Source organism: Nonomuraea sp. NPDC049480 (assembly GCF_044465905.1).
In the GTDB taxonomy this organism is placed as follows: Bacteria; Actinomycetota; Actinomycetes; order Streptosporangiales; family Streptosporangiaceae; genus Nonomuraea.
Window position 1 is genome coordinate 777074 of record NZ_JBITMD010000001.1, and the last position, 16753, is coordinate 793826.

General features: G+C 72.0%; 14 protein-coding genes. 5 read left to right on the forward strand and 9 right to left on the reverse strand.

The features are described 5' to 3' along the window. Position 1: 1 nt before the first annotated feature. A complete protein-coding gene (ahcY, locus tag ACIBX3_RS03635; protein ID WP_397112682.1) occupies positions 2–1429 on the reverse strand; it encodes an adenosylhomocysteinase in 1428 nt (475 codons plus the stop codon). A 105-nt stretch (positions 1430–1534) separates the two neighbouring features. Between ahcY and ACIBX3_RS03640 the strand changes: the two genes are divergently transcribed. Then, positions 1535–1864 (forward strand): MerR family DNA-binding transcriptional regulator, encoded by a 330-nt coding sequence (locus ACIBX3_RS03640; protein WP_397112684.1) that lies wholly within the window; start codon positions 1535–1537, stop codon positions 1862–1864. Between the two features lie 37 nt (positions 1865–1901). Here the strand turns inward: ACIBX3_RS03640 and ACIBX3_RS03645 are convergent, their stop codons facing one another. The 6 genes from ACIBX3_RS03645 to ACIBX3_RS03670 form a co-directional block, all read right to left on the reverse strand. Beyond that, on the reverse strand, positions 1902–2834 hold the full coding sequence (locus tag ACIBX3_RS03645) for a cation diffusion facilitator family transporter (protein ID WP_397112686.1): 933 nt from the start codon (positions 2832–2834) through the stop codon (positions 1902–1904). Positions 2835–2883: 49 nt separating this feature from the next. Further along, positions 2884–3990, reverse strand: a complete 1107-nt coding sequence (locus ACIBX3_RS03650; RefSeq protein WP_397112688.1) for an SIS domain-containing protein — start codon at positions 3988–3990, stop codon at positions 2884–2886. After that, positions 3987–4154 carry a Trm112 family protein gene (locus ACIBX3_RS03655; protein ID WP_397112690.1) on the reverse strand — a complete coding sequence of 56 codons (168 nt, stop codon included), beginning with the start codon at positions 4152–4154 and terminating at the stop codon, positions 3987–3989. The genes ACIBX3_RS03650 and ACIBX3_RS03655 overlap by 4 nt, the downstream gene beginning before the upstream one ends. Continuing rightward, positions 4151–5500 (reverse strand): phosphomannomutase/phosphoglucomutase, encoded by a 1350-nt coding sequence (locus ACIBX3_RS03660; protein WP_397112692.1) that lies wholly within the window; start codon positions 5498–5500, stop codon positions 4151–4153. Before ACIBX3_RS03660 ends, ACIBX3_RS03655 begins: the two co-directional genes overlap by 4 nt. Before the next feature lie 44 nt (positions 5501–5544). Continuing rightward, positions 5545–5913 carry a DUF3499 domain-containing protein gene (locus tag ACIBX3_RS03665; RefSeq protein ID WP_397112694.1) on the reverse strand — a complete coding sequence of 123 codons (369 nt, stop codon included), beginning with the start codon at positions 5911–5913 and terminating at the stop codon, positions 5545–5547. 227 nt (positions 5914–6140) lie between these two features. Then, complete coding sequence (locus tag ACIBX3_RS03670) at positions 6141–7142, reverse strand: NADP-dependent oxidoreductase (protein WP_397112696.1); 1002 nt, start codon at positions 7140–7142, stop codon at positions 6141–6143. Between the two features lie 145 nt (positions 7143–7287). On the opposite strand from ACIBX3_RS03670, the gene ACIBX3_RS03675 reads away from it, so the two are divergent. The 4 genes from ACIBX3_RS03675 (at position 7288) to cpt (ending at position 12486) form a co-directional block, all read left to right on the forward strand. Continuing rightward, positions 7288–10224: a BTAD domain-containing putative transcriptional regulator gene (locus tag ACIBX3_RS03675; protein ID WP_397112698.1), complete on the forward strand. Its 2937-nt coding sequence runs from the start codon at positions 7288–7290 to the stop codon at positions 10222–10224. 136 nt (positions 10225–10360) lie between these two features. Further along, the gene (locus ACIBX3_RS03680; RefSeq protein ID WP_397112700.1) at positions 10361–11272 is read left to right on the forward strand and encodes a zinc-binding dehydrogenase; all 912 of its coding nucleotides are present in this window, start codon (positions 10361–10363) and stop codon (positions 11270–11272) included. Positions 11273–11388: 116 nt separating this feature from the next. Further along, a complete protein-coding gene (locus ACIBX3_RS03685; RefSeq protein WP_397112702.1) occupies positions 11389–11829 on the forward strand; it encodes a metallopeptidase family protein in 441 nt (146 codons plus the stop codon). A gap of 129 nt (positions 11830–11958) precedes the next feature. Continuing rightward, positions 11959–12486: a chloramphenicol phosphotransferase CPT gene (gene cpt / locus ACIBX3_RS03690; RefSeq protein WP_397112704.1), complete on the forward strand. Its 528-nt coding sequence runs from the start codon at positions 11959–11961 to the stop codon at positions 12484–12486. A gap of 57 nt (positions 12487–12543) precedes the next feature. Here cpt and ACIBX3_RS03695 read toward each other — a convergent pair whose 3' ends face one another. Both ACIBX3_RS03695 and ACIBX3_RS03700 read right to left on the reverse strand, forming a co-directional pair. Then, positions 12544–13851: a DUF5719 family protein gene (locus tag ACIBX3_RS03695; RefSeq protein ID WP_397112706.1), complete on the reverse strand. Its 1308-nt coding sequence runs from the start codon at positions 13849–13851 to the stop codon at positions 12544–12546. Then, positions 13848–16709, reverse strand: coding sequence for a glycosyltransferase family 2 protein (locus ACIBX3_RS03700; RefSeq protein ID WP_397112708.1), 2862 nt, complete (start codon positions 16707–16709; stop codon positions 13848–13850). Before ACIBX3_RS03700 ends, ACIBX3_RS03695 begins: the two co-directional genes overlap by 4 nt. Between the last annotated feature and the right edge of the window lie 44 nt (positions 16710–16753).

The following is a 16753-nucleotide window of genomic DNA, read 5'->3' on the forward strand; positions in this document are numbered from 1 at the left end:
CCTAGTAACGGTAGTGGTCGGACTTGTACGGGCCCTCGACGTGGACGCCGATGTACGAGGCCTGCTCCTTGGTCAGCTCGGTCAGCTTCACGCCGAGAGCGTCGAGGTGCAGGCGGGCGACCTTCTCGTCCAGGTGCTTGGGCAGCGTGTAGACACCGATCGGGTATTCGGAGGTCTTCGTGAACAGCTCGATCTGCGCGATCACCTGGTTGGTGAACGAGTTGGACATGACGAAGCTCGGGTGGCCGGTCGCGCAGCCGAGGTTCATCAGCCGGCCCTCGGCGAGCACGATGATCGAGTGTCCGTCGGGGAAGACCCACTCGTCGACCTGGGGCTTGATGGTGTTCCTGGTGATGCCCTCGGTGCGGGCCAGCCCCGCCATGTCGATCTCGTTGTCGAAGTGGCCGATGTTCGACACGATCGCTTGGTGCTTCATCTTCGCCATGTGGCCGGCGGTGATGATGTTGAAGTTGCCGGTGGCGGTGACGAAGATGTCGGCGATGCCGACGACCTCGTCCAGCGTCGTGACCTGGAAGCCGTCCATGGCCGCCTGGAGCGCGCAGATCGGGTCGATCTCGGTGACGATGACGCGGGCGCCCTGGCCGCGCAGCGCGTCGGCGCAGCCCTTGCCGACGTCGCCGTAGCCGCACACCACGGCCACCTTGCCGCCGATGAGCACGTCGGTCGCGCGGTTCAGCCCATCGATGACCGAGTGGCGGCAGCCGTACTTGTTGTCGAACTTCGACTTGGTGACCGAGTCGTTGACGTTGATCGCCGGGAAGAGCAGCTGGCCGTTCTTGTGCATCTCGTAGAGGCGGTGCACGCCGGTCGTGGTCTCCTCGGTGACGCCCTTGATGCTCTCGGCGATCCTGGTCCACCTCTTGTCCGCGCCGACCGTGCGGGTGAGCAGGTCGATGATGACGTGCCACTCCTCCGGGTCCTCGGCGGTGGCGGGCGGCACGGCGCCGGCCTTCTCGTACTCGGCACCCTTGTGCACGAGGAGCGTGGCGTCGCCGCCGTCATCGAGGATCATGTTGGGGGCGTCGCCGTTCGGCCAGGTCAGGGCCTGCTCGGTGCACCACCAGTATTCCTCCAGCGTCTCGCCCTTCCAGGCGAACACCGGCACGCCCTGCGGGTCGTCGGCGGTGCCGTCGGGGCCGACGACCACCGCGGCGGCGGCGTGGTCCTGCGTGGAGAAGATGTTGCAGCTGACCCAGCGGACCTCCGCGCCCAGCGCGACCAGCGTCTCGATGAGGACGGCGGTCTGGATCGTCATGTGCAGGGAGCCCATGATCTTCGCACCGCGAAGAGGCTGGGAGGCCGCGTATTCCTTGCGGATCGACATGAGGCCGGGCATCTCGTGCTCGGCGAGCCGGATCTCCTTGCGGCCGAAATCGGCAAGTGAAAGGTCGGCGACCTTGAAGTCCATTCGGGTGTCCCCTCGCGCTGACGGATGGTTGTCGCGGACGAGTCTAGGCGTCCCCGGACGGGGGTCGCATCCGCAGCACAGTGAATTTGACGTAAGAATGTAAGAATGCGCATCACGGAAGCGGCCAAGCGGCTCGGCATGTCCCCACGAATGCTCCGGTACCGAGAGGCGCTCGGGCTGCTGCCGCCCGTGCGGGAGCAGGGGGCGCACCGGCGGTTCGGGCCCGAGGAGCTGGCCGCCGTGGCCCAGGGGGTGGAGCTGGAGAAGCGGTTCGACGTGTCGCCGGCCGAACTGGCGTTCGCGCTGCGGGTGCTGAGCGAGCCGGCGGTGGCGGCCGCCGTACGCGACCTCGGGGTGCGGATCGGGCGCATCCAGGTGCCGCGCCGGGCGCTCGACTTCGAGAAGGAGAAAGCCCTGCGGCTGCTCAGACGGTGAGCCACCGCAGGGCGGCGAGAGCCGGATGCGACGGGGGTCAGCCCGAGGCGGTCGGAGTCCGCTGGCGGTCCAGGTCGGGCTCCAGGTAGATGACCCGGGCGATCGGCACCGCTTCGCGGATGCGCCGCTCGGCCTCGTCGATGCCGCGCGCCACCTCGGAAGCCGTCTCGTCATGGGACACAGCGATCTTGGCGCCCACGAGGAGCTCCTCCGGCCCGAGGTGCAGCGTCCGCATGTGGATGATCCTGTCCACCTCGGGCGCGCTCTCCAGCGCGTGGCGGATCTGGTCCTCCACCTCGGGGGAGGCGCCCTCACCGACCAGCAGCGACTTGGTCTCGATGGCCAGCACGATCGCGATGATCGCGAGCAGCACGCCGATCATCAGGGTGCCGATGGCGTCCCAGACGGGGTTGCCCGTGACGACGGCCATCGTCACGCCGAACAACGCGAAGACCAGACCGAACAGCGCGCCCAGGTCCTCCAGCAGGATGACCGGCAGCTCGGGCGACTTGGACCGGCGGATGAACGCCCACCACGACTGGTTGCCGCGCACGGCGTTCGACTCCTTGATCGCCGTGCGGAACGAGAGGGTCTCCGCGCCGATCGCGAAGATCAGCACGCCGAACGCCCAGGCCGGCGACGTCAGGGGATGCGGATGAGTGAGCTTCTGATAGCCCTCGTAGAGCGAGAACGCCGCGCCGATCGTGAACAGCACGACGGCCACCACGAAGGCGTAGAAGTAGCGCTCGCGCCCGTAGCCGAACGGGTGCTCCCTGGTGCTGGCCCGCTGCGCCCGCTTGCCACCGATCAGCAGCAGCACCTGGTTGCCCGAGTCGGCCACAGAGTGGATGCCCTCCGCCAGCATCGACGAGGAACCGGTGAATGCCGCAGCCACGAATTTCCCCACGGCGATGGCCAAGTTGGCGGCCAATGCAGCCACGATCGCTTTAGTTCCGCCGCTCGTGCTCACGGGTCTTCTCCACTCATAGGGATCACGTATGAAGGCCTGGAAAGGGATCCTATTGCGAAATTCTGGCCTTCAGCTCAGTGATCGCTGACACAGGGGTCGGATCCACGCCGTAGCCCAGCGCCAGGTACGTGCTGGCATAGTCGCCCAGGCTGATCAGCATGGCCATCCGCTCCAGCGGATGCACGCCCTCCGCCGCCAGCTCGGTGACGGGGACGTCACGCTCGCGCGCCAGCCGCAGCGCCGCCTCACGCTGCCGCGTCACCTGCGGGTGCTCCTCGACGTCGCGCAGGACGACGAGGCGCAGCGTAAGCCCGGCCGTGTCGGCGAAGATGTCGCGCTCGGCCAGCGGCCCGTCGAACGCGGCCACCTGGTTGTGCCCGGACTCGGGCAGCTCACCGTAAATGGCGGGATATTTCGCGTTCGCGTTGAGCTGGCAGGCCAGCCGGTACGCCGCCACGGCCGTCGCCGCGGACGACCCCCAGATCATCGGCACGCTCTCGGCCAGATCCATGGCGAGCGACTTGCCCGGATTGATGAACGACTCACTGGACGGCCGGCACCGGTGCGCCATGTCCTCCAGCCCTTTGGCCACCCGTTCGAACAGGTCCGCGTCGGCCGGCACGATCCGCAGCGAGGCGGCGGCCACGATCAGAGGGATCGTCAGCAGCCAGAGGTTGGTCCTGGACTGCCCGCTGACGGGCACGGCCACGTAGACGGCCGATGCCTGGAGGGCGATGGCCTGCAGCGGGGAGCCGGAGGGCCCGACGGCGAGCAACGTGCTGCCGCGCCGCACGGCCTGAGTGGCGACGGCCACCGTCTCCTCGGTGTCCCCGGCGCCGGAAACGGCGATGACCAGGTCCGTGGCGCCGACCCAGCCGGGGAGCTGGTGGGAGCGCACGGTCACGATGGGCAGCGGCGCGCCGTTGCCGGCGACCGCCGCCAGGACGTCGCCGGCGATGCCGGACGCGCCCATGCCGACGACCACGATGGCACGCGGCCGGCCGTGGTCGCCCAGCCGGTCGAGGGGGGCCTCGACGGCGGCGCGGTAGCCGGTGCGTACGTGGGCCGCGGAGGCGGCGACCGCAGGCAACATCCCGCCAGGGTCGCCTTCGCTGAGGTGAGCCTGGTCGTCGATCCGCCCCGGCTCCCAGGTCACGGCTTCCTGGCCTCGTCGACGAGCAGGACGGGGATGTCATCCCGGACCGGGTAGATCAGGCCGCAGCCCGTGCAGGCCAGCTCCTCCGACTCGTTCTCGGCACGCAGGGGCGCCTTGCACTTCGGACAGGCCAGGATCTCCAGCAGCCAGTCGTCGATCTTCACACTGACACCCTTCCCACGATCGCGAGGACCTCGTCCTTGATCGCCGTCATCTTGCTCTCGCCGGCCGCCTCGGCATTCAGCCTGAGCAGCGGCTCGGTGTTGGACGCCCGCAGGTTGAACCACCAGTCGGGCCCGGTCACGGTCAGCCCGTCGAGCTCGTCGAATTCGCCCCTTCCCGCGAAGGCCTCGCGCACCCGCCGCAGCGCCTCGCCCTGGTCGGCGACCGCGCTGTTGATCTCCCCGGAGGCGTGGTAGCGCGAAAAGGCCGCCACCACCTCCGACAGCGCCCGATCCTGCTCGCCCAGGGCGGCCAGTACGTGCATCGCCGCGAGCATGCCCGAGTCGGCGAACCAGAAGTCGCGGAAGTAGTAGTGAGCCGAGTGCTCGCCGCCGAACACCGCGCCTGTGCGGGCCATGTCGGCCTTGATGAACGAGTGCCCGACCCGCGTCCGCACGGGAACGCCGCCGTGCTCGCGCACGATCTCGGGAACCCCGAGCGACGTGATCAGATTGTGGATGATCGTCGCTCCCGGGTATTTGCCCAGCTCGCGTACGGCGACCAGCGCCGTGATCGCGGACGGCGAGACCGACTCCCCGCGCTCGTCGATCACCCAGCACCGGTCGGCGTCGCCGTCGAACGCCAGCCCGATGTCCGCCCCGCTCTCGACCACGGCCCGTTGCAGATCGACGAGGTTCTGGGGCTCCAGGGGGTTGGCCTCGTGGTTGGGGAAGTTTCCGTCCAGCTCGAAGTAGAGCGGGACGAGGTCGATCGGCAGCCCGTCGAACACGGCGGGCACGGTGTGTCCCCCCATGCCGTTGCCCGCGTCCACGACCACCTTCAGCGGCCTGATGCCGGACAGGTCGACGAGCGTGCGCAGGTGATCGGCGTATCCCCGCAGCAGGTCCTTCTCGATCAGCGACCCGGAGGGCGTGGCGGTCACTCCGACCAGCTCGGCGGCCCGGTCGCGGATCTCGGCCAGCCCCGTGTCGCCGCCGATCGGCACCGCGCCGGACCTGCACATCTTCATGCCGTTGTAGCGGGCGGGGTTGTGGCTGGCGGTGAACATCACGCCCGGCAGCCCCAGGCTGCCGCTGGCGTAGTAGAGGAGATCGGTCGAGCCCAGCCCGGCGTACACGACGTCCGCGCGGCGCGAGCGGGCCCCGCGCACGAACGCGTCGGCCAGCGGCCTGGACGATTCGCGCATGTCATGCGCGACGACGACCGACTCCGCCCCGGTCATCTCGACGAAGGCCGCACCCACGGCCTCGGCGGTCGGCTCGTCGAGCTCGTCGGGCACCACCCCGCGAACATCGTACGCTTTGAAGATCTTGGCGAGGTCGCCCACTCTCCAGCTCCGCCCCTAGGTCGTTTTCTCCACGTAAAACGAGCCTACCGGTCGCGGTGCTGCTGGGCCGACCTCAGAACGCGCAGGTGCCCGCGGCGGCCGACCTCGACGCCCTGACCCACCGGCTCGCCCCCGCCGGACGGGTTCGGCCTGGCGGCCTCCCTGACCGCGTTGGCCAGCGCCTCGAGATCGTCGGAGCTGGGCGAGGCGCCGTCCGTCGGCAGGCGAACCACCTCCCAGCCGCGGGGGGCGGTCAGCCGCTCGGCGTGTTCGGCGCACAGGTCGTAACAGTGTGGCTCCGCGTACGTCGCCAGGGGGCCGAGAACAGCGGTCGAGTCGGCGTATACGTACGTGAGCGTGAAGACGGCAGGCTGGCTGCAAGCGGTGCGGGAACAGCGGCGGACGGGGCTCACGGAGGGACCGTATCTGGTAAGAGTGCGAGGCGCCACTATCTGAGCGCTCTTAACGAGCGTGTCGCCACAATTCGGACACCTGTCGCAGCCTTTCCACCCACATGCCCCGATGGCGCCGCCACCCCCACCGCCTCGCTGGACCCGCACTTCGCACCTGCATCCATTGACGTCTCATCTGGCCTCCGGGAGGGCGCCGTACGCCAGAGGGACGGTCACATCCTCGACGCTCAGAGCCTCACCAGCATCTTGCCGACGTTGCCGCCGCGCATCATGTCGAGGAAGGCGCCGGGAGCCCGCTCGATGCCCTCGGCCACGGTCGTCTCGGTACGCAGGGAGCCGTCGGCCAGCCAGCCCGCCGCCTTGCCGATCCACTCCGGGAAGAGGTGGAGGTAGGAGTTGATCAGCATGCCGCGCAGCGTGGCGTCCTTGGCCGCCAGCTCGAACAGGTTCCCGGGGCCGGGGACGGGCCCGGTGGCGTTGTAGGAGCTGATGGCGCCGACCATCGCGATCCGCCCGTCGTGTCGCAGCGCGTCGATGGCGGCCGTCAGGTGGTCGCCGCCGACGTGGTCCACGTAGACGTCGATGCCGTCGGGGGCGGCCGCGGCGAGCTGATCCGCGACGGCGCCGGCCCGGTAGTCGATGCCCGCGTCGTAGCCGAAGTCCGCCACGATCTTCTTCACCTTGTGCTCGCCGCCGGCCGACCCGATCACGCGGGAGGCGCCCAGCTTGCGGGCGAGCTGCCCGGCGACGCTGCCCACGGCCCCGGCCGCCGCCGAGACGAACACCACGTCACCCTCCCGTACCGGGGCCACCTCGGTCAGGGCCGCGTAGGCCGTCAGCCCGGTGGTCCCCAGCGCACCCAGGTAGGCGTCGGCGGGGGCGAGCGCGGTGTCGACGACCGTCGCGGCGGCGGCGTCCAGGACCGCGTACTCACGCCAGCCGAGGAAGTGCACGACGGCGGCGCCCACCGGCACCAGCGGGGAGCGCGAGGCCACGACCTCGCCGACCGCCGAGCCTTCCAGAGGCGCTCCGAGCTCGAACGGGGGCATGTAGGACTCGCGGTCGTCCATCCGCCCGCGCATGTACGGGTCCACCGACATCCACGTGTTGCGCACCAGCACCTGGCCGTCGGCGGGCTCGGGGATCGCGGTGACGGCGAGTTCGAAGTCCTCCGGGCGCGGCTCCCCGGAGGGGCGGGCGGCCAAGCGGATCTCACGGTTGACGGACATGGTGTTCTCCCTGGAACTCAGAGGACCGGCCGGGAGATCACGAGTCTCGTCCCGGCTTCGCGTTCGTGACGAGACCGACTGTGCCGGGGGTCGCGCACGACGGGCTGAGGGTCGGCTGGGGGTTCGCTGGGGATAGCGTGGCCCGGTGCGATTCGGAGTTCTAGGACCGCTCGCCGTGTGGGATCCGGACGGGCGGCTCATACGCGTGCCCGAGCTGAAGGTGCGTGCGCTGCTCGCCGACCTGCTCCTCCACGAGGGCCGTCCGGTGCCGGCCGACCGGCTCGCGTACGACCTGTGGGGCGACGATCCGCCCGGCAACCCGGCCAACACCCTGCAGACCAAGGTGTCCCAGCTGCGCCGCGCCCTCGGCCGGGACACGGTGGTGCTCGAGCCGACCGGCTACGTCCTGCGCACCGGCGAGGTCGACCAGGTCAGATTCGCCGCGCTGCTCGACCGCTCCCGCGCGGCCACGGACCCGCACGAGAAGGCCGACCTGCTGGCGGACGCGCTGGCGCTGTGGCGCGGGCCCGCCTACGCCGACTTCCGCGACGAGGAGTTCGCCCGGGCCGCCGCCATGCGGCTGGAGGAGCAGCGGCTGACCGCGCTGGAGGAGCAGGCGGAGGTACGCCTGGCGCTCGGCGAGCACAGCCGGCTGGCCGACGAGCTGGGCGAGCTGGTGGCCGCTCACCCGCTGCGCGAGCGGCTGCGGGCCGCGCACCTGCGGGCCCTCTACCGGTCGGGCCGGCAGAGCGAGGCGCTCGCCGGGTACGCCGACCTGCGCGAGCGGCTGGCCGACGAGCTGGGGCTGGATCCCGGCCCGGAGCTGGCCGCGCTGCACGAGGCCATCCTGAGACAGGAGCCGGAGCTCGCGCCCGTGGCCGCGCCGGTCACCTCGGCCGCGCGGCGCCGTACGAACCTGCCCGCGCCCCTCACGGATCTGATCGGCAGGGAGGAGGCCGTCGCCCAGGTCCGCGACCTGCTCGGCTCCTCCCGGCTGGTCACCCTGACCGGACCGGGCGGAGTCGGCAAGACCCGGCTGGCCATGGCCGCCGCCGCGGATCTGGCCTTCGCCGACGGCGTGTGGCTCGTCGAGCTCACGGGGACCACCGGCTCGGTGGCCGAGCCGGTCGCCGCCGAGCTCGGCGTCCGTGACGAGACCGCATCCGGCCCTGCGGGGCCGGCCGCCGCCGGCCTGGCGCACCGGCTCACCGATGCCCTGCGCGGGCGGGAGCTGCTGCTGTTGCTGGACAACTGCGAGCACCTCGTCGAGGAGGTCGCCGAGCTGGTGAGCCTGCTGCTGCGGACCGCACCGGGGCTTCGCGTGCTGGCCACGAGCCAGGAGTCGCTGGCGATCCTGGGCGAGGCCCTCTATTCCGTGCCCCCGCTGGCCCCCGCCGACGCGGTGCGGCTGTTCGAGGCCCGCGCCGCGCCCGGACTCACCCTGGACGCCGAGAGCCGGCCGTGGGCCGAGGCGATCTGCGCGCGGCTGGACGGCCTGCCGCTGGCGCTCGAACTGGCCGCCGCCCGCGTACGCGCACTGGGCGTGCGCGGGGTGGCCGAGCGGCTCGACGACCGCTTCCGCCTGCTCGCCACCGCGGGCCGCGGCCTGCCCGCCCGCCAGCGGACCCTTCGGGCGGTGATCGACTGGAGCTGGGAGCAGCTCACCGAGCCGCAGCGGACGGCTCTGACCGCGCTGGCCGTCCACCCCGGCGGCTGCACCGTGGAGGGCGCCGAAGCGGTCGGCGTCGACCTCGACCTGCTGGACCAGCTGGTCAACAGGTCCATGGTGGTGGCCGACCCGCCCCGCTACCGCCTCCTGGAGAGCATCGCGGCCTATTGCCTCGACCGCCTCGACCCCGCCGACCCGGTGTTCCGGCTCAGGGACGACTACTACATCGGGCTGGCCGAGCGGGCGCGGCCGCACCTTCACGGTCCCGCCCAGCGGGAATGGCTGCGCCGGCTCGACGACGAGGTGCTCAACCTGCGGGCCGTCACCGGTTCCCGGCGGCTGGCCGATGCCCTCGTCTGGTACTGGTACCTGCGTGGGCGGCACACGGAAGGACACCGCTACCTCGCCGCGGTGAGCCCGGGATCGGCGTACGAGGTCGGGTTCGCCATCCTGACCCGGGCCCCGCACGGCGGGGTGAAGGCGTTCCCCGACGCCAGGTCACGCTGGTTCCTCGCGCACGCCTACCTGCATCGCGGCGACGTCGCGGCGGCCGGGCCGCTGCTGGACGAGGCGCTGGCCGAGTTCCGCGCCCTCGACGACCGCTGGGGCGCGGGCGCCGCGCTCGCCGCACAGGCCAAGCTGGTCATCTTCCAGGGCGACTTCCCGGCCGCCGAGCGCAGCGGCACGGAGAGCCTGGCCATCTTCGACCGCCTCGGTGACCGCTGGGGACGGCTGCAGGCCTCCGACCAGCTCGCCTACCTGGCCGAGATCACCGGCGACCACGCCCGCGCCGGTCGGCTGCACCGCGAGGGGCTGAGCATCGCCGAGGAGCTACGGCTGTGGACCGACGTGTCGTACCGGCTGTCCAGCCTGGGCAGGATCGCGCTGCTGAGCGGTGATCTCACGCGTGCCAGGGAGTTCCACGAGCGCGGCATGCGGCTGGCGGCCGAGCAGTCCAACCGGTTCGCCGAGGAGTTCGCCCGCGTCGGGCTGGGGCTCGTGGCGCGGCGCGCCGGCGACCTCGACGCCGCCGAGCGGCTCTTCCTCGAGTCACTGGACTGCAACCGGCGTCTGGAGGCCGACTACGACGTGCCGTTCTACGGGGTGACACTGGTCCTGGCCGAGCTGGGGTTCGTCGCCGAGCAGCGGGGCGATGCCGTACGGGCCAGGGCGCTGCACCTCGAAGGGCTCGCGGTCGCACGCGAGATCGGTGATCCGCGCTCCATCGCCCTGGCCCATGAGGGCCTGGCCGGGGTCGCGGCGCTCGAAGGCGCGACCGGGGAGGCGCTGCGGCTGCTGGCGGAGGCGAGCGCGCTACGCGAGTCGATCGGCGCGCCGTTGCCGCCGGCCGAACGCGGCGACGTCGACCGCATCCGAGCCCGCCTGGCCACGACCGACGACACCCCGCTCTGACCCGAACGCCCCCTGCCCGGCCACCATGCGCCGGCCGTCAGCCGCCCCGGCTGCCATGCGCCGGCCGTCAGCCGATCGTGCGCGCCGCTTGCCAGAGTCGTCGTCACACCGTGAGGAACGACATGAAGGAGCGACCATGCGCGCCTTGATCTACGACCCGGCCGCAGCACACCGGCTACGGCTCGGCGAGGCGGAGGATCCGGCCCCCGCGCCTGGCCAGGCGCTCATCCAGGTGACCGCCGTCTCGTTCAACTTCGGCGAGATCGCCTTCAGGCCCGCGGACGGGAAGCCGGGGCACGTCTCCGGCTGGGACGCCGCCGGCGTGGTCGTCCAGGCCGCCGCCGACGGATCGGGCCCCGCCGCCGGCACCCGCGTGGCGACGTTCGGCTGGTCCGGAGCCTGGGCCGAATCCCGTGCCGTGGACACGGGCAATCTGGCCGTCGTACCGGATGACGTCGATCTCGGCCGGGCCGCCGCCCTCCCGGTGGCCGGCGCCACGGCGCTCCAGGCGCTAAGGCGACTCGGCCCGGTGATCGGCCGCCGGGTCCTGATCACGGGCGCCTCCGGCGGCGTCGGCCGGTACGCGGTGCAGCTCGCCGCCCGGGCCGGCGCCCACGTCATCGCGTCTGTGGGCGGCCCGTCCCGCGTGGGCGGCCTGCGCGAGCTGGGCGCGGCAGAGATCGTCTTCGGGCCGTCCGCCGTGTCCGGGCGGGTGTACGGCGTACTGGACAACGTCGGCGGATCCCAGCTGGCCCAGGCCTACAACCTGCTGGAGGACGGCGGAACCGTCCAGGCCGTCGGCATGGCCTCACGCGAGCCGACGTTGATCGACTTCGAGGAGGCCCGCACCCGCGTCGACCGGGGCCGCCTGGAGACCTTCAATCTGTCGGCCCCGCTCGGCGACGACCTGACGTACCTCGTGGACCTCCTGCGCAAGGGTGAGCTGGATCCGCAGATCGGCTGGCGCGGCCCCTGGGAGCGAGCCCGTGAGGCAGCCGAGGCGCTGCTGGCCCGCCGCGTAGCCGGCAAGGTGGTCCTCGACCTCTGACAGAGGAACCCGCCCTGATCGGAGAAACCACCGGACGAACCCGGACTCGGCAATCACCCGGAGACCCGGCGCCACCACTCCCGGAATTGACTGCGCCTCCCCTTAGACTTGCCCATGTGACTCCGAAGCGCGGTCCCAGACGGCGCGATCGCCACGGTCGCGGCCTCCGCGGCCCGCTCGCCCCCTCCCACGTCCCCATGGCCAAGTCGCGCAGCGAACGCTTCGACGACCTCGTCCTCGACGCCGTCGACCGCCTTCGCCCGCGCTGGGAGCGGCAGCTGTCGGCCGTGGAGTTCGCGGTGGAGGAGGTGCCGCCGCTGAGCGAACTGGGCGACGGCCCGAGCCTGGGCACCGACCCGATCCCCTTCGGCCGCGCGGACGCGGCCAGCGGCCAGAATCCCGCGTCGGTGGTGGTGTACCGGCGTCCGCTGGAGGCCCGGGCCAGGGACCGCGACACGCTGGGCGCCATGGTCCACGACACGGTGGTGGAACAGGTCGCCACCCTGCTCGGCCTCTCCCCCGAGACCGTCGACCCGGGGTACGACGACCGCCGCTGACCGGCTTCCCGCGACCCACCACCCCCTGACGGGGCCTGACCACGGCGGACGCCGCGTCCCTGCACAAGCAGAAAAAACCGTTTCTGCCCTGGCGAGTGCGGCCTCTAAGGTGGCGCGGTGGCTACTCAAGTGATCGTGGTGAACGGCGGCTCCAGCTCGGGCAAATCCGGGATCGTCCGATGCTTGCAAGCGGTCCTGCCGGATCCATGGCTGGCCTTCGGCGTCGACTCGCTGATCGAGGCGATGCCCGCCTCCATGCAGGCATCCGATGCCGGGATCGAGTTCGCTCCTGACGGCGGGGTGAGTGTCGGGCCGGAATTCATGGCGCTGCAGACGGCGTGGATGGAGGGGGTCGCCGCGATGGCCCGTGCGGGCGCTCGGGTGATCGTGGATGACGTATTCCTCGGTGGAGTGGCATCCCAGCAGCGGTGGCAGAAGGTTCTCGCCGGACTGGACGTGCTATGGGCCGGTGTCAGGTGCGAGAGCGCGGTCGCGGCGGGCCGCGAGATCGCCCGGGGGGATCGGGTCCAAGGAATGGCCGTGTCCCAGGCCGAAGTGGTTCACCAGGGCGTGTTCTATGACGTGGAGGTGGACACCACGCATACCGAGTCCCTGGTGTGTGCACGGAATATCGCCGGCCGAGTGCGGCGCCCGTGAGACGGCTCTGGCCCGGCGTTCGAGGTCGCGTCTCGGCCTACGACAATATCGGGGCACCTACGGAAGAACCACGCGCGGCGTGTCCGTGAGCGGCGGAAGCAGCGTCCACATCCGTGCCGGGGCCAGCGGTTGCGCCGTCATGAGCAGCCCGTTCTTCAGGCGTTCCTCCACCATCCGCCCCCCATACACCTCCCCGGACACAGGCGTGACGACGATCGCGAATTCGCCCTTCGCCTTGAGGGGGACGCTCCTCGTCCGTCCCGCCGGCACGTCCACGTCGAACGACGGCTCCGCCGCGCCCTTCTCCCGGACCATCTGCACCCGCACCTTGCCGCCGTCCTCGCCGAGCGCCGTGAGGATCAGCCGGGAGCCGGCGCCGTTGCGGGCCACCGCGCTGCCCAGGTCCAGGGAGGGCGTGCCGGCGGTGAAGGCGACGTCCTGACGCTCGCCGGTTCCGGTCATCACCACGCCGGCCACGATCGGGGTGGGCGAGGTGAGGACGAGCGCGGCGGACGAGCCGCCCACGCCGGTGGTCACGTCCACCGAAACGACGCTCCCGGCCGGTACGTCGATCGTCTCGCGGCCGCGCATGGAGTATTCGGCGTCTTCGCTCACCGCCTTCACCCGCACCTGGGCGTCGGTGTCGCCGGGGGCGGCGACGAGCAGTTCGCGGCGGCCGCCCCCGCCCGCGATCCCGGGTACGACGACCCGGGTGGCCGGCGGGGCGGCGGCCGGGAGCCAGTCGACGCCACCGGTGTCCAGCGTGGTGCGGGCGGCGACGGCGACGCGGCCGAACGTGGTGGTGACGCTGACGGCCATGATGTCGGCCGACGGGGCGAGCGTCTTCAGGTCGATCTCCCGGTGTTCACCGGGCGCGATCTCCAGGCCGACCCCCTTGTCGCCGGAGACCGGCCCCTCGGCCGCGTGGACCTGGACGTCGGCCAGCGCGGGCACTTTGTCGGCGTTCGCGAGGTGCAGGATCACGCTCGCGTTCGCCGGTCCGGGGCCGATCAGCCAGGTCTCGGGGGCGGGCTCGGTGCAGCGCACGCCGGCCAGACCGCGTCCGGCGCCCCGCGTGGCGCGGGTGGTGTAGCCGGCCTCCAGCGCGGCGGGGCCCTTCGTCACGTACGGCTTGCCGTTCGCCATCGTCTCGTGGGACAGCAGGCCGGGAAGGTACACGCCGGCCTTCTCCCCCTTCGTCCCGGGGCATACGGCGGTGACCGACTCGACCGCCACCTTGCGAGGTTCGGCGGAAAGTGGGGCGATGGGGGCAGGTCTGGTGGCGTACGCGATTCCGTACATGGACGCCAGTGCGACGATCACCAGCGCGAGCAGGCCGAACCTGTTCTCCACGAACGACTTCACGACGCCCCCGCCAGGACCGCGGCGGCCGGAACCGGCTCCACGGCCTCCTGCGCGGCCTCGCGCCGCCCCGGCGCGGCCAGCACCGCGACCAGCAACACCAGCAGGCCCTGCGCCCACAACCACGGCTGGTGGAGAGCGCTCACCGGCTGGGCGGGCACGCGGGTGACGGGTTCGGCCAGGCGCCACAGGCCGCCGGCCTTCGACAGGCTCATGCGCTGCAGCGACGGCTGCGAATCGAGCGTCCTGGCCAGTTGCGGCGCGACGGGGGCCGCGGCGGCGACCATCGCGATGCCGTTCTGCGCCAGCGTGGCCGCGTCGCCGCCGCGCCCGCCGACGAGCCCCTGCGCGGCGGTGGCGACGCGGGCGCGGGCCGCGGTCGCGACGGGCAGCTCCGCTTCACCGAGGAGCGGGCCGCGCCCGTGCAGCACGGTGAACGAGGAGCCCCTGATCAACAGCGTCCGCTCGCCCTGGACGGTACGGGAGGCCGCCAGGGCGGGCAGCACCTCGGGCGCATTCCCCACGAGCGGTCCCTGTACGCCGCCGGCCACCCAGTATCCGGCGGCCAGCAACGGCGTGCTGAACGCCACCGCCACCAGCACCGTCGCCCCCAGCCGCCGGAGCCCGCCTCCGGCGCGAAGTTCGGTCAGGCGGTGCGCGGTCAAGCCCACCAGGATCACCAGCCCGGTGCCCGCGACGGCCAGCGGCACCCCCGGCCAGGCCCGCGAGCCCTCGACGGTGATCCGGCTGACGAGGAGCGCGGCCAGAACCCCGTACAGGGTGACGCCCCAGCCGATGGCGACGATCATGCGCTGGCGGCGCATGAGGAGCGCGGCCAGCGCCACCGCCACCAGGCCTGCGGTCACCCAGAACGGCGGCAGCCCCGGCCCTCCCGGGCTCAGTGCCAGCAGCGACTGGGGACCGAGCGCGGCGTCCGCCAGAACGGGATCGTGCAGCCCGGCCTCGAGCAAGATCTTGCCGGGGTCCGTCACCAGCCCGGCCAGCCACGGGAACAGCAGCGCCACCGGTACGAGGAGCGCGATGGCCATGGACGTCGCGACGCCGTCCCGCCGTGCCACGCGGCCGCGCCGCCGTACGACACCGCCACCGCGTCCGAACGCGACCGCGACCAGCACCCCCAGCACGGCGACCATCGGGTAGACCAGCGGCACGAACGCCGTCCCCACGGCCAGCAGCAGCCCCAACGCCCAGGCGGCGCGGCGGGCGCGGCGGCGTTCGGCGGACAGCAGGGTCGTGCCGAGCGAGGCGTAGACCGGCACCAGCACGAACACCACGGCCGTGCCCAGCCGTCCGGCCGCGATGGCGCCGGTCGCGACGGGCAGCAACGCGTACGTCCCCGCCGCCCACGCCCGCGCGGGCACCGCCGGGATGACGTGCCGGGTGGCCAGGTACGCGGTGGCGCCGGCCAGCGGCACCGAGCCGAGCAGCAGCACCGAGACCGCCAGCCAGGTCTTGCCGAACGCGAGCGTGGACAGGGCGGCCACGACCGCGACGTACGGCGGCGCCCAGGCGTCCGAGCCGAGCCCGATGTCGTGGAAGCCCTCGGTGTAGAACGCCCAGAGGTCGCCGGCGCCGCCGATCACGGGGACCAGCGCGCCCCCGCCGAGCCGTTGGCCACCGAGCAGCGACCGCTCGGCGACCAGCGAGATCGCGGTCAGCGCGAGCATGAGGACGACGCCGGGGCGGGCGAGGAAACGCTTGACCGCGCCGGTGTCGGGCGCGGCCGGGATCTCCTCGTCTTCCTCGACGGCCGTGTGATGGTGACGCCCGGCCGAGTCGACGGGGGCGTCGCCGGCAAGGAAGCTCTGCACCATGTCGACCAGCCGCCGGTAGGCCGCACCACGAGGCGTCATCAACCGCTTTATATGGATATATCCCTTTTTGCGGTCCTGCCTACTTCCGGCGGGACGGCGGGCGCGGCGCGCCCTGAGCAGCCGGAACGGGTGCACCAGGATCGAGCCCATGGCCACCATCTCGTCCAGCGCGTTCGCGGGCTGCTTGCCGACGATGAACAGCAACGTGCGGAAGGCCGAGCCGAGCACGTTCCGCAGCAGCGCCCACAACATCGCGCCGAACGGCAGGTTCACCATGACCACGAAGATCGCGTTGCGCCGGTCCAGCCTGCGCGGGTGGTCGCCGCTCACCGTGATGCGCCGCCGCCGGCGGGCGGCCGCCTCGGCGTGCCAGGCGACGGCCGAGGTGACGACCAGCACCTTGTGGCCGGCGTTGCGTACCCGCCAGCACAGGTCGAGGTCGTCGCGGAACAGCGGGAAGAACGGATCCAGCCCGCCGATCTTCTCCCACACGTCGCGGCGGATCAGCATCCCGGCCGTGGACACCGACAGCACCTCGCGCGTGCCGTCGTGCTGCCCCTGGTCGAACTCGCGCGGCTCCAGTCCCGTGTCCCTGCGCCCGGTACGGCCCACCGTCACGCCCACCTCGAGCAGGCGCCGGCGGTCGAGCCAGTCGCGCAGCTTGGGACCGAGCACGGCGGCCTTGGGATCATGCTCGGCCGCGGTGAGCAGGAACTCCAGAGCGCGTCTGTCGGGGGCGCAGTCGTCGTGGAGCAGCCAGATCCACTCGTCGCGCCCGCGCGCGGGCAGCTTCTCGAGCGCCTCGGCGACGGACTCGGCGAAGGCTGCCGAGCGGGGCAGAGAGATGACGTTACCGGCGCCCAGCGTCCGGGCGAGCAGATCGGCCGAGCCGTCCCTGCTGCCGTTGTCGACGCCGGCCACTCGGTCGGGCCTGCGGCTCTGGTTCACCAGCGCCTGCAGTGTCTCCCCGAGCCAGCGCGCGCCGTCGTGGGCCACGACGATCACGGTGACATAGGGACGTGACATGGGTGGTGACTCCTGGGGGGATGATCAGGCGCGCCCACCATACA

Excerpts from the sequence above, each read along its gene's own strand:
- ahcY (WP_397112682.1), bottom strand. The coding sequence starts at position 1,429 with ATGGACTTCAAGGTCGCCGACCTTTCACTTGCCGATTTCGGCCGCAAG.
- ACIBX3_RS03640 (WP_397112684.1), top strand. The coding sequence starts at position 1,535 with ATGCGCATCACGGAAGCGGCCAAGCGGCTCGGCATGTCCCCACGAATG.
- ACIBX3_RS03670 (WP_397112696.1), bottom strand. The coding sequence starts at position 7,142 with ATGTCCGTCAACCGTGAGATCCGCTTGGCCGCCCGCCCCTCCGGGGAG.
- ACIBX3_RS03680 (WP_397112700.1), top strand. The coding sequence starts at position 10,361 with ATGCGCGCCTTGATCTACGACCCGGCCGCAGCACACCGGCTACGGCTC.
- ACIBX3_RS03700 (WP_397112708.1), bottom strand. The coding sequence starts at position 16,709 with ATGTCACGTCCCTATGTCACCGTGATCGTCGTGGCCCACGACGGCGCG.